Origin of the sequence: Phreatobacter stygius (assembly GCF_005144885.1) — a bacterium.
Taxonomy (GTDB): domain Bacteria; phylum Pseudomonadota; class Alphaproteobacteria; order Rhizobiales; family Phreatobacteraceae; genus Phreatobacter; species Phreatobacter stygius.
Window position 1 is genome coordinate 5,528,607 of sequence record NZ_CP039690.1, and the last position, 16,213, is coordinate 5,544,819.

14 protein-coding genes are annotated in these 16,213 nt (G+C 66.5%); 2 read left to right on the plus strand and 12 right to left on the minus strand.

All coding sequences use genetic code 11. The features are described from left to right. Positions 1 to 245: 245 nt before the first annotated feature. Together E8M01_RS26160 and E8M01_RS26165 are read right to left on the minus strand one after the other, a co-directional pair. Positions 246 to 716 (minus strand): cupin domain-containing protein, encoded by a 471-nt coding sequence (locus E8M01_RS26160; protein ID WP_136962834.1) that lies wholly within the window; start codon positions 714 to 716, stop codon positions 246 to 248. A 24-nt stretch (positions 717 to 740) separates the two neighbouring features. Beyond that, entirely contained in the window at positions 741 to 1,580 is an 840-nt protein-coding gene (locus E8M01_RS26165; RefSeq protein WP_136962835.1) for a class I SAM-dependent methyltransferase, read from the minus strand. A 229-nt stretch (positions 1,581 to 1,809) separates the two neighbouring features. On the opposite strand from E8M01_RS26165, the gene E8M01_RS26175 reads away from it, so the two are divergent. Further along, entirely contained in the window at positions 1,810 to 3,357 is a 1,548-nt protein-coding gene (locus tag E8M01_RS26175; protein ID WP_136962836.1) for a winged helix-turn-helix domain-containing tetratricopeptide repeat protein, read from the plus strand. Positions 3,358 to 3,453: 96 nt separating this feature from the next. On the opposite strand, the gene E8M01_RS26180 is transcribed toward E8M01_RS26175, so the two are convergent. The 6 genes from E8M01_RS26180 to E8M01_RS26205 form a co-directional block, all read right to left on the minus strand. Beyond that, complete coding sequence (locus E8M01_RS26180; protein ID WP_136962837.1) at positions 3,454 to 5,136, minus strand: aspartate-alanine antiporter-like transporter; 1,683 nt, start codon at positions 5,134 to 5,136, stop codon at positions 3,454 to 3,456. 12 nt (positions 5,137 to 5,148) lie between these two features. Next, a complete protein-coding gene (locus tag E8M01_RS26185; protein ID WP_136962838.1) occupies positions 5,149 to 6,849 on the minus strand; it encodes an aspartate:alanine exchanger family transporter in 1,701 nt (566 codons plus the stop codon). 84 nt (positions 6,850 to 6,933) lie between these two features. After that, on the minus strand, positions 6,934 to 8,304 hold the full coding sequence (gene gad / locus E8M01_RS26190; RefSeq protein WP_136962839.1) for a glutamate decarboxylase: 1,371 nt from the start codon (positions 8,302 to 8,304) through the stop codon (positions 6,934 to 6,936). Positions 8,305 to 8,509: 205 nt separating this feature from the next. After that, entirely contained in the window at positions 8,510 to 9,604 is a 1,095-nt protein-coding gene (gene dinB, locus E8M01_RS26195) for a DNA polymerase IV (RefSeq protein WP_136962840.1), read from the minus strand. Between the two features lie 49 nt (positions 9,605 to 9,653). Continuing rightward, positions 9,654 to 10,280: a glutathione S-transferase family protein gene (locus E8M01_RS26200; protein WP_136962841.1), complete on the minus strand. Its 627-nt coding sequence runs from the start codon at positions 10,278 to 10,280 to the stop codon at positions 9,654 to 9,656. Positions 10,281 to 10,305: 25 nt separating this feature from the next. Beyond that, complete coding sequence (locus E8M01_RS26205; RefSeq protein ID WP_136962842.1) at positions 10,306 to 10,755, minus strand: GFA family protein; 450 nt, start codon at positions 10,753 to 10,755, stop codon at positions 10,306 to 10,308. Positions 10,756 to 11,015: 260 nt separating this feature from the next. Here E8M01_RS26205 and E8M01_RS26210 point away from each other — a divergent pair, with 260 nt between their 5' ends. After that, positions 11,016 to 11,459 (plus strand): VOC family protein, encoded by a 444-nt coding sequence (locus tag E8M01_RS26210; protein ID WP_136962843.1) that lies wholly within the window; start codon positions 11,016 to 11,018, stop codon positions 11,457 to 11,459. A 66-nt stretch (positions 11,460 to 11,525) separates the two neighbouring features. Here E8M01_RS26210 and E8M01_RS26215 read toward each other — a convergent pair whose 3' ends face one another. The 4 genes from E8M01_RS26215 to E8M01_RS26230 form a co-directional block, all read right to left on the minus strand. Then, positions 11,526 to 11,975, minus strand: coding sequence for a hypothetical protein (locus E8M01_RS26215; protein ID WP_136962844.1), 450 nt, complete (start codon positions 11,973 to 11,975; stop codon positions 11,526 to 11,528). A gap of 216 nt (positions 11,976 to 12,191) precedes the next feature. Then, positions 12,192 to 13,310, minus strand: coding sequence for an ABC transporter permease (locus tag E8M01_RS26220; RefSeq protein ID WP_136962845.1), 1,119 nt, complete (start codon positions 13,308 to 13,310; stop codon positions 12,192 to 12,194). Positions 13,311 to 13,314: 4 nt separating this feature from the next. Beyond that, positions 13,315 to 14,448: an ABC transporter permease gene (locus E8M01_RS26225; protein WP_136962846.1), complete on the minus strand. Its 1,134-nt coding sequence runs from the start codon at positions 14,446 to 14,448 to the stop codon at positions 13,315 to 13,317. After that, positions 14,445 to 16,205 (minus strand): ATP-binding cassette domain-containing protein, encoded by a 1,761-nt coding sequence (locus E8M01_RS26230; protein WP_136964841.1) that lies wholly within the window; start codon positions 16,203 to 16,205, stop codon positions 14,445 to 14,447. The genes E8M01_RS26225 and E8M01_RS26230 overlap by 4 nt, the downstream gene beginning before the upstream one ends. Positions 16,206 to 16,213: the final 8 nt, after the last annotated feature.

A 16,213-nucleotide genomic window follows, 5' to 3' on the forward strand; every position in this document is an offset into this window, starting at 1 on the left:
CTGGTCCAACGCTGGCTGAATCCCACGATGCATCAGTTGATCCTGGATCGTCTTGCGCTTCAGCCGGGAGGTTCTCACGAGATCAGCGAGGCTCACGAACTCCTGCTCGAAGCGCTCTACCTCGGCATGCGGAACGACCGTCGCAGGACCACGTGGAGACGAGCGTGCGACCTTTGCCTTCGGAGCGGAACGCGCCGTCCAGATGAGCGACGGACGCATGCCGTACGCACCACCACTGTCGGCCGCTACCTCCTGCGCGGATCGTCGGCCGGATTGACGTAAGTGATGCCCCATGGCCCGTTGCCGTTGAGCTGCACGATCGTCTCCTCCGCGGTCCAGGCATAGTGGTTGGTACCTGGTTGCATGATGCCGATCGCGCCCGGCGTCAGCGCATGGGTCTTCGCCCTGTCGAAGCTGTCGCCGGTGCCCATGTGGAAGGTTCCCGACAGCACCGTGACACGCTCGATCGCCGGGTGCGAATGCGCGGGTATCACGTAGTTGGCGGGGAACTTGAGGCGAATGGTGAAGGGCACGGCCTCGTTCATCGGGCCCTCGATCACGGCGATCTGCGCGCCGGGCGGAAGCGAGGGCACCGGCCCCCACCTCAAATCGCCGGACATGATCATGCGATGTGCGCCGTGATGTTGGGCCAGCACGAGGGGCGCCGTGGCGGCGCCGATGACGAGTGCGAGAGCCATGGCTGTCGGGTGCTTCATGGGGGCCTCCGCTTGCTTGAGCGTTCAGCGCTTGGTGATGATGATTTCGAGGTACTCGCTGCGCACCGCCATCGATCCGTTGCCGGCGCGGTTGAACTCGCCTGCGAGTGCGATGAGATCGGCTGCGAGTGCCTCCTGCTTTCCGGCATCGAGCGCGCCGAACGCCTTGAACATCGGTCCGTAATAGGTCTTGAACACGTCGAGCCAGTGTTGCGCCGAGCGGTAGCGGAACACAAACATCCGCGGCTCCGCCGTGATGTCGGCGGCATGCTCGCCGAACATTTCGGCCAGCCGCACGCGCGTGCCCCACAGGGCGGGCGACTTGACGCCTGCGGCCGGCGCGACGTGTTTGCCGAGCGTCTTGAAGAGCTGTCCGATAAAACCCTCCGGCGTCCAGTTGGCGAGGCCGATCTTGCCGCCGCTCTTGCACACCCGCAGCAATTCGGAAGCGGCCCTGTCCTGATCCGCGGTGAACATGACGCCGAAGGTGGAGAGCACAACGTCGAAGCTCCCGTCGGCGAAAGGCAGGTCCTCGGCATCCGCCTCGCGAAAGTCGACCTTCAGTCGCTCGGCGGCAGCGCGCTCGTGCCCGCGCTCGAGCAATGCGGACACGTAATCGGTGGACGTGACATCACACCAGCGCCGCGCGGCAGCGAGCGTCGCATTGCCGTTCCCAGCTGCAACGTCGAGAACCTTGCTGCCGGCCCGCAAGTCGAGCGCCTCGCACAGGCTCTCGCCGACGATCTGCAGCGTGGTCCCGACGATGGCGTAGTCGCCGGACGACCACGCGCCCTGCTGGCGCGCCTTCACGGCGATGAGGTCCGGTTGGATCGGCATGGCTTGCGGAACGGCAGTCGCTGACATGATGTAGTCTCCTCTGTTCCGATAGAACGGTGACCTTCTCGATCAGGTCTCGCTTCGGGGCGAACACGTCCTTGATCACATCGATCGTCACCAGCGGCATTTCGGTCTTCTTCGTCCGGCGGGCTCACCGCGGGCCGATGCCGGTGTTGTAGGCTGGTCCGAGCGGTCATGCTTGGAGAGCATGTGGAGATTTGCAGAAGATGAGCTGGAGAGTTACCCTCGACGCCCCATGATCTACGCCTTCGGCGACTGTGAGATGGATATTGCTGCGCGCGAACTTCGTCGCGGCGGCATTGTCGTTCGGCTCGAACCCCAAGTCTTCGACCTGCTCGGCTTGCTCGTCGAGAACCGCCACAGGGTTGTCGGCCGAGAAGAACTGATCGAGCGCATTTGGCATGGACGCGCGGTGTCGGACGCGGCTGTGTCGAGCCGCGTCAAATCGGCCCGCCAGGCGGTCGGCGACGATGGCGAGCGCCAGGGCGTGATCCGCACGCATCACGGCGTCGGCTTCCGATTCGTCGGGACGATGGCCGCGCCATCCGCTATGGCGAACCATTGCGTTGCGGTGGGCGAGGCACGAGAACGCGCTGCCTCCGCCCGCCCCTCCATTGCAGTGCTGCCTTTCGAGCTGGTGGGCGCGGTCGGGGCCTATGCCGCCGTCGCCGATGGATTGCCGCATGACCTCATCCTCGAGCTCTCGCGCCTGCACTGGCTGACCGTCATCGCCCGAGGCTCATCGTTCCAGTTCCGCAGCGCAGCAGTGGCGCCGGAGAAGGTCGCGGCGGCGCTGGGCGTCCGCTATGTGGTCACCGGCGACGTCGAAGTCGACGGTCCGCGCATCAGCGTAACGGTCGAGGTCAGCGACACGAGCACCGCCGCGCTGGTCTGGAGCGAAAGGTACGGGCGCCCACTGGGGGCCGTGCACGAAATCCGAAGTGAGATCGCCAGTTCGGTCGCTTCCGCGCTTGATCTGCATATCGCAGTCGCGGAGGCCCGCCGGGCGCTCTCCTCGCCGTCGAACCTCGACGCCTGGGCCGCCTACCATCTGGGCGTTGCCGAGATGTATCGATTCGACCGCGAAGGAGCCGAGCGCGCCGCCGCTCGGTTCGAGCAGGCGATCGAGCGGGAGCCAGGCTTCGCGAGAGCTCATGCCGGACTTTCGTTCGCGCATTTCCAGGGGGCGTTCCAGAGATTCGCCGCCGACCGGGCCGCCGCGATCGACAAGGCACGGCGCTCGGCGGAGACGGCCGTCGCGCTCGACCCATTCGATCCCTTCTGCAATTTGGTGACGGGGCGCGTGGCCTGGCTGATCGGCGACCTCGAAGGCGCGCGACCCTGGCTGGACCGTGCGATCGAGCTCAACCCGAACTACGCCCAAGGCAAATACGCCAGCGCCTGGACACGGACGCTGCTGGGCGAAGGATCGAGGGGGCGGCGGTTGGTCGATGCCGCCATGGAGTTGAGCCCGCTCGATCCGCTGCTCTACGCCATGCTTGCCGTCAGAGCGTTCACGCATATCCTACAGGGCGAAACTGCCGAGGCCGCGATCTGGGGCGAGCGCGCGGCAAGGGCTCCCAGGGCCCATCCCCTCATCGAATTGATCGCTGCGGTCAGCCACGGCCTGAACGGCGACGACGAGCAGGCGAACAGGTGGTTCGCCTCGGCGCTCAGGCGGCAGCCCGACCTGGGGCGCGAGGCGTTCTTCGAGGCCTTTCCGTTCGGCAACGATGCCGTTCGCGTCCGTATCAACCAGGTGCTTCACCGCATTGCAGTGTGAGGGTCGCTACTCGTTGCGCATGATTTTGATGGTGCAAGCCGGGTCGGAATCGGGGCTGATGGAGGTCACCCGCGCAGCCGGTTCCCGGAAAAAAGCCTATGTCAGGGCGACGATGGCCGGCCCGAGCACGGTCAGCACGATATTGCCAATGGCGTAAGGCACGGTGAAACCGAGGGTCGGCGCCGGGCTTTCGGCGAGATCGCAGGCCGCCAGCATGGCTGCGTCCTGGGTCTGGGCGCCGGCGAGCGCGCCGACCAGCAGCACCGGGTGAATGCGCAGCAGGTAATGCCCGACATAGAGACCGACGAGCTGCGGCAGCAGCGTGACGACGACGCCGGCGACAAGGATCGTCAGGCCCGCCGTACCCAGCGCTGAGGCCGCTTGCGGCCCGGCGGTCAGGCCGACCAGGGCGCAGAACGAGGCGAGGCCGAAATCCCACATGATCTGGGTCGCGGCGGGCGGCACCGGCGCAGCGGCCGGGCGGCGGGCATGCCACCAGCCGAAGGCGAGACCCGCGATGAGCGCCCCGCCACCGGCCGACAGTGTCACCGGAATGCCCTTGATGGTCAGGCTGACGAGGCCGATCAGCACACCGGACAGAAGGCCCGCTGCGAGAAAGGCGATGTCGGCCCGGTTGCCCTGGCTGGCGAGCGTGCCGATCAGGGGCGCGGTCGCGGCAAGCCGATTGGCGGGGCCGGCAAGGGTCAGCACGTCGCCGGGCATGAGCACGGTCGTGGCGGTTGCGGGAATGTCGTGCGCCTGCCGGCGGATCCGCCGCAGAAACAGGCCGTGGCCCATCTCGCCGACTTCGGCGACGGCGTCGCGCAGGGTCATGCCGGCGAAGCGGGACGCCAGCACGACTTCGGTGCCGGGACCGGTGAGGTCGATGACCAGGTCGTCAGCCGAAACCTCGTCGCCGATCCGGGCGGCGGCAGCGACCATGGCGGGCCGATAGCCCTGGATGGCGACGAGATCGCCGCGTCTGACCACCAGCTGGGAATGGGGTTCCATGTCGACGCCGCCCCTGCGGATGCGCGCCACCGCGGCCAGCGGGCCGATCTCGGCATCGAGGCTTTCGATGGTCATGCCCTCGGCGGCGCTGACACGGAACACCCGGGCGACCAGCGTGCGGAAATCGAGCAATGGCGCCTTGGGTTCGGCGCCGTCGTCGCCGGCATCCAGCGCGCGAGCCGAAGCCTTGAGATCGACGCCGATCAGGCGGGGCGCGATCTGCGTGCAGAACAGGATGACGCCAATGGTGCCGAAGATATAGGTGAGGGCAAAGACCACGGCCGCCTGGCCCTGGATCCGGTTCAGTGCCGCAGCCGGGAGACCCAGCCCTTCGAGCGCGCCATAGGCCGTGCCGAGCATGGCCGTCTGGGTCAGCGCGCCGGCGGCGAGCCCTATGGCGGTGCCCTGGTCCAGCCCGAACAGGCGAACGACCGCGACGGTGCCGGCAAGGCCGACGGCCGCCACCACCAGGGTGACGATGGCGAGCGGCAGGGTTTTCCGGCCGAGCGAGGCGAAAAATTGCGGCCCGCTCTGGAAGCCGACCGCGAAGACGAAGAGCAGGAAGGCGACCGATTTCAAGGTCGGCGACAGGTCGGGCACGGCCGCACCGAACAGGGCGCCGACGAGCGTTCCGACCAGCAAGGTGCCGGCGGCGCTGCCGAAGGAGAAGCCGCCGAGCTTCTGCCGCCCGAACAGGACACCGAGCACGATGGTCAGGAACAGCATGGCCTCGGGCGAGGCGACCACCGTGCGCAGCGGTTCGGGCATGACGCTTCCCCCTTAATGCGCCAGCACCATCGCGACATAACCGAACACGGTGAGCAGCACGCCGGAGACCGCATAGCCGACGGGAAAGGCGATCCAGGGCACATTGCTGCCGATCTCCTTGGCCGCCTCCCGCGCCGGCCCGGAATGGCTGCGCGCGCCGGCCACCCCGCCCATCAGCAGCGCCGGGTTCATCCTGAAGACGTGGAAGCCGATGGCCCAGACCACGAAGGGCGGCACCGAGCAGGCGAGGAAGCCGACGATGAAGATCTTCAGCGCGATCGCGCCGGTCAGCTGCGACAAGAGGTCGGCGCCGGCATTCACCCCGACGATCGCGACGAAGACGATGAGGCCCATGTCCTCCAGGATATTGCGCGCGGCATTCGGCGTATTGCCGAAGAAGCGCAGCCGCGACACGACCGACGACACGATGATGCCGGAGACCAGCAGGCCGCCGGCATTGCCGAGGCCGACCGCCGCACCGAAAGCCGGGATCTCGATCAGGCCGATCAGGAAGCCGAGGATCATGCCGAGGGACAGCGTGAGGAGATCGGTCGAGGTGTTGTGCCGGGCGACCCGGCCGACCATTTCGCCGGCCTTGTCGATGGCCGATTTCAGGCCGCTGAGGAACAGCACGTCGAAGCGCTGCAACTCGGTATCGAGGCCGATTGGAATCGGCACGCCACCACGCTCGATGCGGGTGAGTTGCACCTGGCCGGCGATCGGGGTCTGACGGTAGTCCCTGAGCTTGCGGCCGATCGCCTGCTTGCTGGTGACCACGATCTCGGCCTGGTCGAGCGGAATGTTGAGCACATGGGCATTGGGCACTTCCGGCCCGATGATGCCCATGTGGTCGGTCAGCGGCCCGAGGCCGCCGCCGAGAGCGACGACGTCGCCCTTTTGCAGGACCAGCGAAGCATCGGCGCCGAGCAGATCCGGGCCGCGCGCGACATTGTCGATCTGATATTCCGGATAGGCCTTGCGGAAGTCCGCGATGGTCTTGCCGGCGGTCTGGTCGCTCTCGACCCGGTAGGCGCGCCAGCCGAACGGCTGGTAGCCGCTCAGCCCGGCGTCGTCGACATTGGGAACGCCGTGCTCGGTCTCGTATTGCCGGGCCGCGGCCTTGGCGTCGACGCCCCACCAGCGCGGCAGATATTTGCAGATGAGAATGATGCCGACCGTGCCCCAGATATAGGTGATGCCATAAGACAGGGCGATCATCCCGGAGGCCTGCTCGGCCGAGGTCCCCGCGGGTAGTGCCACCGCGCCCGAGGTCACCGCCTGTTCGGCCGAGCCGATGGCCGCCGACATGGTCATGGCGCCGGCCAGAATGCCGCCGGCCGCGCCGACCGGCAGGCCGAGCAGGCGGACGCCGGCGACCACGATGGCGAGGCCGAGGCAGGAGCAGAGCACGGCGAGGCCGGCGAATTTCAGCCCGTCGCCCTTCAGGCCGTTGACGAAGGACGGGCCGACGCGCAGGCCGACGCCATACATGAAGAGATAATAGAACAGGCTCTTGGTGAAATCGTCGAGGTGGAAGCGGACACCGAACAGCGAGCCGAGAATGGCGAAACCGCAGCCGACGATGATGGCGGCGGCAACCGTTCCGAGCCCGTAGCCCTTGACCGTCCAGCTGCCGATCCAGACCGCGAGGCCGACCACCAGGAACAGCAGGACAAAAGGGTTGTTGCCGAGAAACTGCATGAGCCAGGTCATTCCGGCGTGCTCCTTGCGAGGTCCGCGCGTCCACCACGGCTGCCGCGGGCCCGAAAGCTCGCGGCAGCCGTGCTACGGTGCTTGTCAGCACTTGCTCGGTGAGACCTTGTGGGCGGCGTGCAACGTCGGCGCGGCGGCCGTGCCGCCGTGTTCGTCCAGCCACTGGCAGGCATGGATGATGTCGTCGGCCAGGCCGTTGATGACGTTGTGGTTGAGGTGCGGGCGCACGACCACGCGCAGGCTGACCACGGTTTCGGCATTGGGCGGCATGGAATAGGCCGACAGGACCCAGCCGCGCTCGCGCACCTTGGCCGAGACGTCGAATTCGTTGAACTTGTGCTTTCCCTTCAACGTCACCGCCACGACCGGGATGCGCTGGGTCTTGTTCATGATCTCGAAATAGCCGCTGTCGACCAAGCGCTGGCGCAGGAACTCGGAATTCTCCACCGTGCGCTTCATGATCTCGCGGTAGCCGTCGAAGCCGAGCCGGAGGAAGGCGTAATATTGATAAGCGATCTGCGCCGCGTTGCGGCTGAAGTTCAAGGTCGCCGTCGGCATCTCGCCGCCGAGATAATTGACGTAGAAGACCAGGTCTTCGTTGAAGATCTTGCGCTCGCGGAAGATGATCCAGCCCAGCCCCGGCGGCACCAGGCCGAACTTGTGGCCGGAGGCATTGATCGACTGAACCCGCGGCAGCCGGAAATCCCAGACATAGTCGGGATAGAGGAACGGGTTGACGAAGCCGCCGGATGCCGCGTCGATATGCATGGGAATGCTGCGACCGGTCTTCTTTTCATAGCCGTCGAGCCAGTCGTGGATCTCCTGGATGTCGTCATCCTCGCCGGTGAAGGTCTGGCCCGCGATCGCGACGATGGCGATGGTGTTCTCATCGACGAGCTTGTCCAGGTGCTCGGTCGTCAGGCGGTAATTGCCGGGCTTCAGCGGCGCGATGCGCGGCTCGACGTCGAAATAGCGCAGGAATTTCTTCCAGACGATCTGGACATTGCCGCCGGTGACCATGTTCGGCTTGGCGGAGTCCTTGCCGGCAGCCTCGCGCGCCTGCCGCCAGTTCCACTTGTGGGCGAGCCCCGCCAGCATGCAGGCCTCCGACGAGCCGACGGTTGCCGTGCCATAGGGCTCGACCCCCTTCGGGCCGTTCCACAGCTGATGCAGCCAGCGGACCATGCGCCCTTCCATGGCGAAGAGCTGCGGATACATGTCGTGATCGATGTAGTTCTTCAGGAAATTGTTGCGGCCGATCTCCAGCGCCTCCGGCTCGGTGAAGGTCGTCACGAAGGACGACAGGTTCATCTCGGGCTTGGCGTCCATCCAGGCTTCGCTGTTGACCGTTGCCTTGGCCGCGAAGGCCGACATGCCGGCCTGCGGGAAATGGTCTTCCGGCACCTCTTGATTGAACTGGTCGTAGAGCTGATCGAAAGGCGACTTGTGCTTCATGATGTCGCTCCTGCCATGACGGGGCCAATGGCCTCGGCGGCGGCGGCGCGGACGGCGCGGCGCCTTGCCCCGCCGCCCGGATTAAGGGCGCGGGGAGCTTGGAGATATCGGGTGATCTCCCGGAACTGGTCAGGATTTTCCCGCGATCCTGAGTTGCGCCGTGGCGATGGAGCCTACCCGGGGGCGCCTGCCGCCGGCCTGGCCCTCAGAGCGCCAGTTGCATCTGGACATCCGGCTCCGGGCCGTCCTCATCCAGCGAAGACAGGGTCACGCCCAGCAGGCGCACGCCCTTGCTGACCGGCAGGAGCGCGTCCAGAAGTTCGAAACTGACCCGCTCCAGTTCGTCCTGGCTGCCGATGGCGTGGGGCAGCGAGCGGCTGCGGGTCAGCTGCTCGAAATCCTGGTAGCGCAGCTTCAGGGTGACGGTGCGGCCGCGGACCTTGGCCTTGTCGCAATGGCGCCAGACCTTGTCGATGATGCCGGCGAGCGCCTCATGCATGGCCTGCCGGTCGTGCAGGTTGTCGAAGAAGGTGTTTTCGCCGCCGACCGATTTGCGCACCCGGTCCGGGCGCACCGGACGTTCGTCGATGCCACGCGCGATGGAATGGTAATAGGGCCCCGACTTGCCGAAGTGCTGCCGCAGGAAAGCGAGTGTCTGGGCCTTGAGATCGAGCCCGGTATAGATGCCGAGGCGGTTCATCTTGGCCGAGGTTGCCGGGCCGATGCCGTGGAACTTGCCGACCGGCAGCGTCTCGACGAAGGCCGGCCCCATTTTCGGGGTAATGACGAAGAGGCCGTCGGGCTTGCGATGGTCCGAGGCGAGCTTGGCCAGGAACTTGTTGTAGGACACCCCGGCCGACGCCGTCAGCGCGGTTTCGGCGCGGATCCTGGCGCGGATCTCCTCAGCGACAGCGGTCGCGGTCGGCAGGCCCTTGAGGTTTGCGGTGACGTCGAGATAGGCCTCGTCGAGCGAGAGCGGCTCGATCAGCGGGGTATAGTCGGCGAAGATCGCGCGGATCTGCAGCGACACCTCGCGATAGACCTCGAAGCGCGGCTTGACGAAGATCAGCTCGGCGCATTTGCGCCGGGCGGTGACGGGCGGCATGGCCGAGTGGATGCCGAACTTGCGGGCTTCATAGCTCGCAGCCGCCACGACGCCGCGCTCGCGCGCGCCGCCGACCGCCACCGGCTTGCCCCGCAAGTCCGGATTGTCGCGCTGCTCCACGGAGGCATAGAAGGCATCCATGTCGACATGGATGATCTTGCGTTGCTTCTCCGCTGCGAGGTCCGGCGACTCCATGGCGCCATTCTACCAGGACGCCGCCGGCACGGCATGTCCTGCCGGCGATTCAGGCCACCGGCTCGGTCATGGCCGGAAACGGCATGCGCCAGGCCTCCATCTGGTTCAGCCGGTCGTGCCAGCGGCCGACGGCGGGAAATTCGCCGAGCGGTATGTGCGCCCGGTCGGCGTAAGGCAGGGTTACCGCGACGGCGAAGTCGGCGACCGTCAGGCCGTCGCCGACCAGCCAGTCGCGCCCGGTCAGGTGGTCGTTCAGGATGCCGGCATATTTGCGCCAATAGCGGGTCGCTTCATCAACCGCGGCGCGGTCGGGATCGCCCATCCCGAAACGCGGCTTGATCAGATATTCGAAATAGAGCGCGCCGCCATGGTGGGTGAAATGCTGGGCATCCCAGCTCAGCCAGCGCATGATCTCGATCTGCCTGCCGTCATGTGGCCAGAGATCCGAGCCGACCTTGTCGGCGAGGTAACACATGATGGCATTGGACTCCCACAGCGTCCTGTCGCCGTCGGTCAGCACCGGCACCTTGCCATTGGGATTGATGGCGAGGAATTCGGGTTTCCGGTTCTCGCCCTTGCCCAAGTCGACGGGGACGAAAGTGACCGGGGAGTTGAGATAGCGGGCCACCGCGCAGGTCTTCCGCGGGTTCAGCGTGTCGCAATAATAAAGCTTCATGGTGAATGTCCTTGGTCGGGTGGCGTCAGAGGTGGCGGGTGACGGCGGGGGCCGAGGACCAGTCGTCATTGCGGCCGTCCTCGTAGGTGATCGGTGCCGCGGCGAATTCCTCCGGCGTCACGTCGTCGAGCGTGTTGATGTTGACGGCGTGGAATGCGCCGCCCATCGGCTCGTAACTGGCTGACGCGAACGGATGGATGCCGCAGCGGCTGCAGAAGTAGTGGTGGATCTGCCGTTCGCCGAACTGGTAGTCCGACAGTGCCTCTTGGCCGGCGGTGACCCGCAGATCGGCCGGCAGCACGAAAGCCTTCCAGTAATGCGTCTTCAGGCAGAACGTGCAGTTGCAGCGGAAGGTGGAGGTCCACCAGACGCCAGGCCGTTCCGGCTCCGAGCGCTGGCCGGCCGGCGCAAGGTCGACACTGCATTCGAAGCGCACCGTGCCGCAATGGCAACTGCCGTGACGAAGCCTTTTCATGCGTCTGGTCCTCTGGGAGCTTTGAGCGGCTGGCGCGCTCGTCTGTCAGATACTTAACTTATCAGTTAAGTTTAAGATCAAGCGCGTCAGGCTGTCAACCGGCGGGTCGGCACACGGGGTGCTCGAGGGCGTGGGCCGACGACCGACCAAGGTGTGGCTCGAAAAAATTGTCGGGGCCTGTCGAATGAAGCCGCGCTTGTTCGTCCTCGGAATAGCCCACGCCGTGGGCGTTACCTGAAGGCCGGAAAACGGAGGCACTCATGACAACGACAGCCGAACAGACCCAAGTGACGCCGCCGAAGCCGCAGGTTCTTGGTGGCCTGTTGCCCTATCTCATGGTCGATGGCGCGGTGAAGGCCGGCGAATTCTACAAGCGCGCCTTTGGCGCCAAAGAGGTCTTCATGCATCCGGTCGACGCACAGGGCCGGACCATGCACCTTCATCTCCACATCAACGGCAGCTCGTTGATGCTGAGCGACGCCTATCCGGAATACGGCCAGCCCTTGGCGAAGCCGCAGGGCTTTTCGCTGCAGCTGGTGGTCGACGACATCGACGCCTGGTGGACCCGCGCGGTCGAGGCCGGCGCCGAAGTGGTCATGCCGGTGGAGCTGATGTTCTGGGGCGACCGCTACGGCCAGCTTCGCGACCCCTTTGGTTTCACCTGGGCCATGAACGCGCCGGTCAAGGCCGGCGGCGGCACCTGAAGGGCGGCCTTACCGTCCTCCGGCCGTTCGAGCCCGCTTCGGGGCAGGGCCCGGCGCAGGCCGGGCTCAGACCAGCCCGTGCTCCCGCATCGCCTGGTCTTCGTCCGGCGTGATGAAGGCGAAGATCTTCGGGCGGCCATCGGCGAAATTGAGGAAATAGAGGTTCTGGAAGGCAATCGTTCCGACAACGCCGTCGTTCGGCCGTCGATAGCCGAACTCCCAGTCGGTCCGCGCCATGACGTTGCAGTCGTCCAGTTCGGTCACCGCGATATGGGTGATTTCGAAGCGATTGCCGCCGGCGTCGCGATAGCGCTGAAAAGCCTGGGGGATGGCCTTGCGGAAGGTCGCCTCGCTGGCGCCGCCGAACACGCCCTTCGGGCTGGCGCCGACGAAGAACGGTGCAAAGCCGGCGATGGTGCCGTCGACGTCCTGTTTCGGCGGGCTCTGCAGGGCGTCGTTGCTGCGCTGGCTATAGGCTTTGAAGAAGGCAATCGTCTGCGCTTCGAGCGTGGCCATGGGGGTCCTCCTGAACGCGCCCGATGCGGGCCGCGGTCTTAGTCGCGAACGCCGCGGTCCCGGCCATGGTTCCACCGACCGGCAGGGGGCCGCCCCGGCTCGGCTCGCATCATGGCAACCGGGTGGCACGGGCGAAGCCGCGCCACCCGGTCTCTCCCCCTGAGCCGAGGCGGATCGGCCCCAAGGGATTTCGAACTGGATTGCGAACCTGGCCCGTCAGCTCAGCCGGTTGCGGAACATCCAGGCCGAGATCGGCATGGTGATGCAGGCGATGGCGCCCAGCGCCAGCATTTCCGGCGCCAGCTGCCGCAGGCCCGCGCCCTCCAGATAGACCTGGTGGGTGATGCTGATGGCGTAGCGCAGCGGATTGATCAGGGTGAAATATTGCAGCGCCGGCGGCATGTTGCCGACCGGAGCGGTGAGCCCGGAGAGCAGCATGAACGGCATGATCAGCACGAAGGACATGATCATGGCCTGCTGCATGTTGGCGGCGATCGACGAGACGAACAGGCCGATGCCGACGGCAGCCGCCAGGAACAGGAGAAGGCCGGAATAGAGCATGAGGTAGGAGCCGGCGAAGGGGATCTGGAACCACAGCTGGGCGACCAAAAGGATGGTGGTCGACTGGCTGAGCCCGACCAGCATGGCCGGCACGGCCTTGCCGATCATGATCTCGGTCGGGCGGAACGGCGTCACCAGCAACTGGTCGAAGGTTCCGGCCTCTCGCTCGCGCGCCACCGACATGGCGGTGAGCATCATGGTCATCATCATGGTGATCATGCCGATCATCGACGGGATCATGTTCCAGCGCGTTTCCAGGCCCGGATTGAACCAGGCCCGGGTCGAGATCCGGACCGGCGGTCCGGGCAGGCCGCGCGCCATGCGCCAATCCTCGGCAAAGCCGGCGGCAATGGCGCCGACATAACCCTGGGCGGTGCCGGCGGTGTTGGAATTGCGCCCGTCGACGATGACCTGGAGCGGCGCGGCCAGCCCGGCCGAGAGCTGTTTCTCGAAATCCCGGCCGATGGTCACCACGACAAGGGCGCGCCGGTCGTCGATCAGCGGGCCGGCGTCGCCTGGCCGCAGCAGCGTCGCGACCCGGACGAACACGCCGGAGCCGTCGAGCCTGGCCGCGAAGGCCTGGGACGAGGCGCTGCGGTCGAGATCGACCAGCGCATAAGGCACGTTGTTCAGGTCATAGGTCGCCGCATAACCGAAGATCAGGCATTGCAGGATCGGCGGCACCACCAGCACGACCCGGCTTTTCGGGTCCTTCAGCATGGCGAGCAGTTCCTTGCGGAACAAAGCGAGGATGCGGAACAGCGTGTCGATCATGGCCTCACCCGAGCTCCTTGCGGGTGGCCCGCACCGACAGGGTCATGAGCACCGCGGCCATGCCGGCGAGCACCGCGGCATTGGGCCAGATGACGCTCCAGATGTCGCCGGCGAGGAACAGCGTCTGCAACAGGCTGACGAAATAGCGACCCGGGAAGATGTGGGTGATCAGCTGGATCGCCCAGGGCATGCTGGCGATGTCGAACAGGAAGCCGGACAGCATCATGGCCGGCAGGAAGGTCACGATCATGGTGATCTGGCTCGCCACGAACTGGCTCCTGGTGATCGAGGAGATCAGCAGGCCAATGCCCAGCGCCACCAGCAGATACAGCGTCGAGACGGCGATCAGGATCACGAGCGAGCCGCGCAGCGGCACGCCGAACAGCAGCTTGGCTCCGGCAACGCAGAGCGCCAGTCCGACCATGCCGAGCACGAAATAAGGCACGGTCTTGCCGACCAGGATTTCGATCGGCCGGACCGGTGTGACGAACAGCGCCTCGAAGGTGCCGCGCTCCCACTCGCGCGCCACCACCAGCGCGGTCATCAGCGCGCCGATCAGCGTCATGACCAGCACGATCAGGCCGGGCACCAGGAAATAGGTGCTGTTATTGGCCTCGTTGAACCAGATGCGGTTGTCGATGGCGATGGTCGCACCGGTTTGCAGGTTGCCGCGGGCGCCCTCGCGCGCCTGCCAGCTGGCCACCGCGCCTTGCGCATAGGCGAGCGCGATGCGCGCCGTATTGGCGTCGGTGCCGTGCACGAGAATCTGGATCTCGGCCTGGCCGAGCGCGGCGTTGCGGGCAAAATCCGGCGGGATGCGCACGATCGCGCTGACCGCGCGCGTCAGCATCAGCCGCTCGGCCTCCGCCATGGTCTTCACCGGCACGGCGTTGAAATAGCCCGACAGGCGAAAGCCCGACGCCGCCCCGCTGGCCTCCGCCGAGCTTTCCTCGGTGACGATCGCCACCGGCAGGTTCTTGACGTCGAAGGACAGGCCGTAACCGAACAGCACCAGCAGGACCAGCGGCATGACGATCCCGATGGCGATGCTGCTCGGGTCGCGGAACACCTGATAGGTCTCCTTGCGGATGAGCGCGGCCATGCGGCCGAGCGCGGCGAACCTGGCTGGCGCGATCATGCCGCTCTCCTGTCGGCCGGCTTCGCGTCGGCCTGGGCCCGCGCTTCGCGCGCGGCCTCGACAATGGCGATGAAGGCATCCTCCATGGTCGGCTCGCGGTCGTCACGCCGTGCGGCGCGCGAACGGATCTCCGCCGGCGTACCCTCGGCCAGCGCCTCGCCGGCATCCATGATGATGACCCGGTCGCAATATTCGGCCTCTTCCATGAAATGGGTGGTGACGATGACGGTCACGCCCTGTTCGGACAGCGCGGTGATGCGGCCCCAGAATTCCCGGCGCGCCAGCGGGTCGGCGCCGCTGGTCGCCTCGTCGAGGAACAGGATTTCCGGTTCGTGCAGCAGCGCCGCGGCCATGGCCAGGCGCTGCTTGAAGCCGCCGGGCAGCTGGCCGCTCGGCAGGCGCGAGAATGCACCGAGCTCGAACTGCTCCTTGGCCCAGGCGATCCGGCCGGCCTTGCGGCTGCCGCGCAGGCCATAGGCGCTGGCGAAGAAGTCGAGATTTTCGTCGACGCTGAGATCGCCATAGAGCGAGAATTTCTGCGCGACATAACCGAGCTTGCGGCGGGCCTCGGCGCGGGCGCTGCGCAGATCTTGGCCGGCGACCCGCAAGGTTCCGGCCGATGCCGGCAAAAGGCCGCACAACATGCGGAACGTCGTGCTTTTGCCCGCGCCGTTCGGCCCGAGCAGGCCGTAGATCTCGCCCTTGGCAACGCTGAAGCTGACCTGGTTCACCGCGATGAAATCGCCGAAGCGGCGGGTCAGATCCTTGACCTCGACGGCCGCGCCGTCGCCGGTGTCGCGCGGCCGGTCGAGCGTCATGGCATGAGCCTGGGCGCCGCCGCCGGCAACCGCCCGGAACAACCGCATGAAGCCGTCCTCGAACCGGGGTGGAACCGGCTCGAGCGTCAGCGTGGCGCCGTTCGCCGCGAGTGGTGTCCGGTCATTGGCGGTGGCGCGCACCACCCGCACCCGGCCGGCCTCGGGTACCGCATCGACAATGCCGGATTGAACGAACAGGCGGGCCTGCAGCGAGCGCGCCGCCATGCCGTTGGGCGTATCGACCAGGAAGGTCGTCCCCTCGGCCTTGGCCGTCACCTCCGCCGGCGCGCCTTGCGCCAGCACCTGGCCGGCATGCATGACCACGGCATGGTCGCAGAATTCCGCTTCGTCGAGATAGGAGGTGCTGACGATGACGGTGAGCCCATCCTCGCGCACCAGCTTGAGGACGATCTCCCAGAGCTCGCGGCGCGACAACGGGTCGACGCCGACAGTCGGCTCGTCGAGCAGCAGGAGCTCGGGTGCGCGCACCAGCGTGCAGGCGAGCCCGAGCTTCTGCTTCATGCCGCCGGACAGCTTGCCGGCCGGCCGTTCGGTGAACCGGCCGAGCTGGGTCATCTCCATCAGGCGGGGATAGATGTCCCTGCGGGCCGCCGCCGTGACGCCATGCAGATCGGCGTAGAGATCGAGGTTTTCCTGCACCGTCAGGTCCTCGTAGAGGCCGAATTTCTGCGGCATGTAGCCGATCCGGTCCTGCACGCCTTGAGGATCGGCGGCGACCTGGATGCCGACCACGGTGAGCGCGCCGGCCTCGGCCTTCATGAGACCCGCGATGAGACGGAGCAAGGTCGTCTTGCCGGCGCCATCCGGACCGACCAGGGCGGTCAGGCTGCCGGCGCGGGCCTCGAACGAAACGCCGGCCAGCGCCTTGACGATCTCGCCGGTGTCGCGCCTGAAGGTCTTGGCGATGTCGCGTGCCATGACCGGGG

What these genes read in the sequence shown, in the direction of transcription:
- gad (WP_136962839.1), bottom strand. Translation starts at nt 8,304, where the DNA reads ATGAAGCACAAGTCGCCTTTCGATCAGCTCTACGACCAGTTCAATCAA.
- E8M01_RS26230 (WP_136964841.1), bottom strand. Translation starts at nt 16,205, where the DNA reads ATGGCACGCGACATCGCCAAGACCTTCAGGCGCGACACCGGCGAGATC.
- E8M01_RS26200 (WP_136962841.1), bottom strand. Translation starts at nt 10,280, where the DNA reads ATGAAGCTTTATTATTGCGACACGCTGAACCCGCGGAAGACCTGCGCG.
- E8M01_RS26215 (WP_136962844.1), bottom strand. Translation starts at nt 11,975, where the DNA reads ATGGCCACGCTCGAAGCGCAGACGATTGCCTTCTTCAAAGCCTATAGC.
- E8M01_RS26160 (WP_136962834.1), bottom strand. Translation starts at nt 716, where the DNA reads ATGAAGCACCCGACAGCCATGGCTCTCGCACTCGTCATCGGCGCCGCC.
- E8M01_RS26205 (WP_136962842.1), bottom strand. Translation starts at nt 10,755, where the DNA reads ATGAAAAGGCTTCGTCACGGCAGTTGCCATTGCGGCACGGTGCGCTTC.
- dinB (WP_136962840.1), bottom strand. Translation starts at nt 9,604, where the DNA reads ATGGAGTCGCCGGACCTCGCAGCGGAGAAGCAACGCAAGATCATCCAT.
- E8M01_RS26165 (WP_136962835.1), bottom strand. Translation starts at nt 1,580, where the DNA reads ATGTCAGCGACTGCCGTTCCGCAAGCCATGCCGATCCAACCGGACCTC.
- E8M01_RS26225 (WP_136962846.1), bottom strand. Translation starts at nt 14,448, where the DNA reads ATGATCGCGCCAGCCAGGTTCGCCGCGCTCGGCCGCATGGCCGCGCTC.
- E8M01_RS26175 (WP_136962836.1), top strand. Translation starts at nt 1,810, where the DNA reads ATGATCTACGCCTTCGGCGACTGTGAGATGGATATTGCTGCGCGCGAA.
- E8M01_RS26185 (WP_136962838.1), bottom strand. Translation starts at nt 6,849, where the DNA reads ATGACCTGGCTCATGCAGTTTCTCGGCAACAACCCTTTTGTCCTGCTG.
- E8M01_RS26210 (WP_136962843.1), top strand. Translation starts at nt 11,016, where the DNA reads ATGACAACGACAGCCGAACAGACCCAAGTGACGCCGCCGAAGCCGCAG.
- E8M01_RS26220 (WP_136962845.1), bottom strand. Translation starts at nt 13,310, where the DNA reads ATGATCGACACGCTGTTCCGCATCCTCGCTTTGTTCCGCAAGGAACTG.
- E8M01_RS26180 (WP_136962837.1), bottom strand. Translation starts at nt 5,136, where the DNA reads ATGCCCGAACCGCTGCGCACGGTGGTCGCCTCGCCCGAGGCCATGCTG.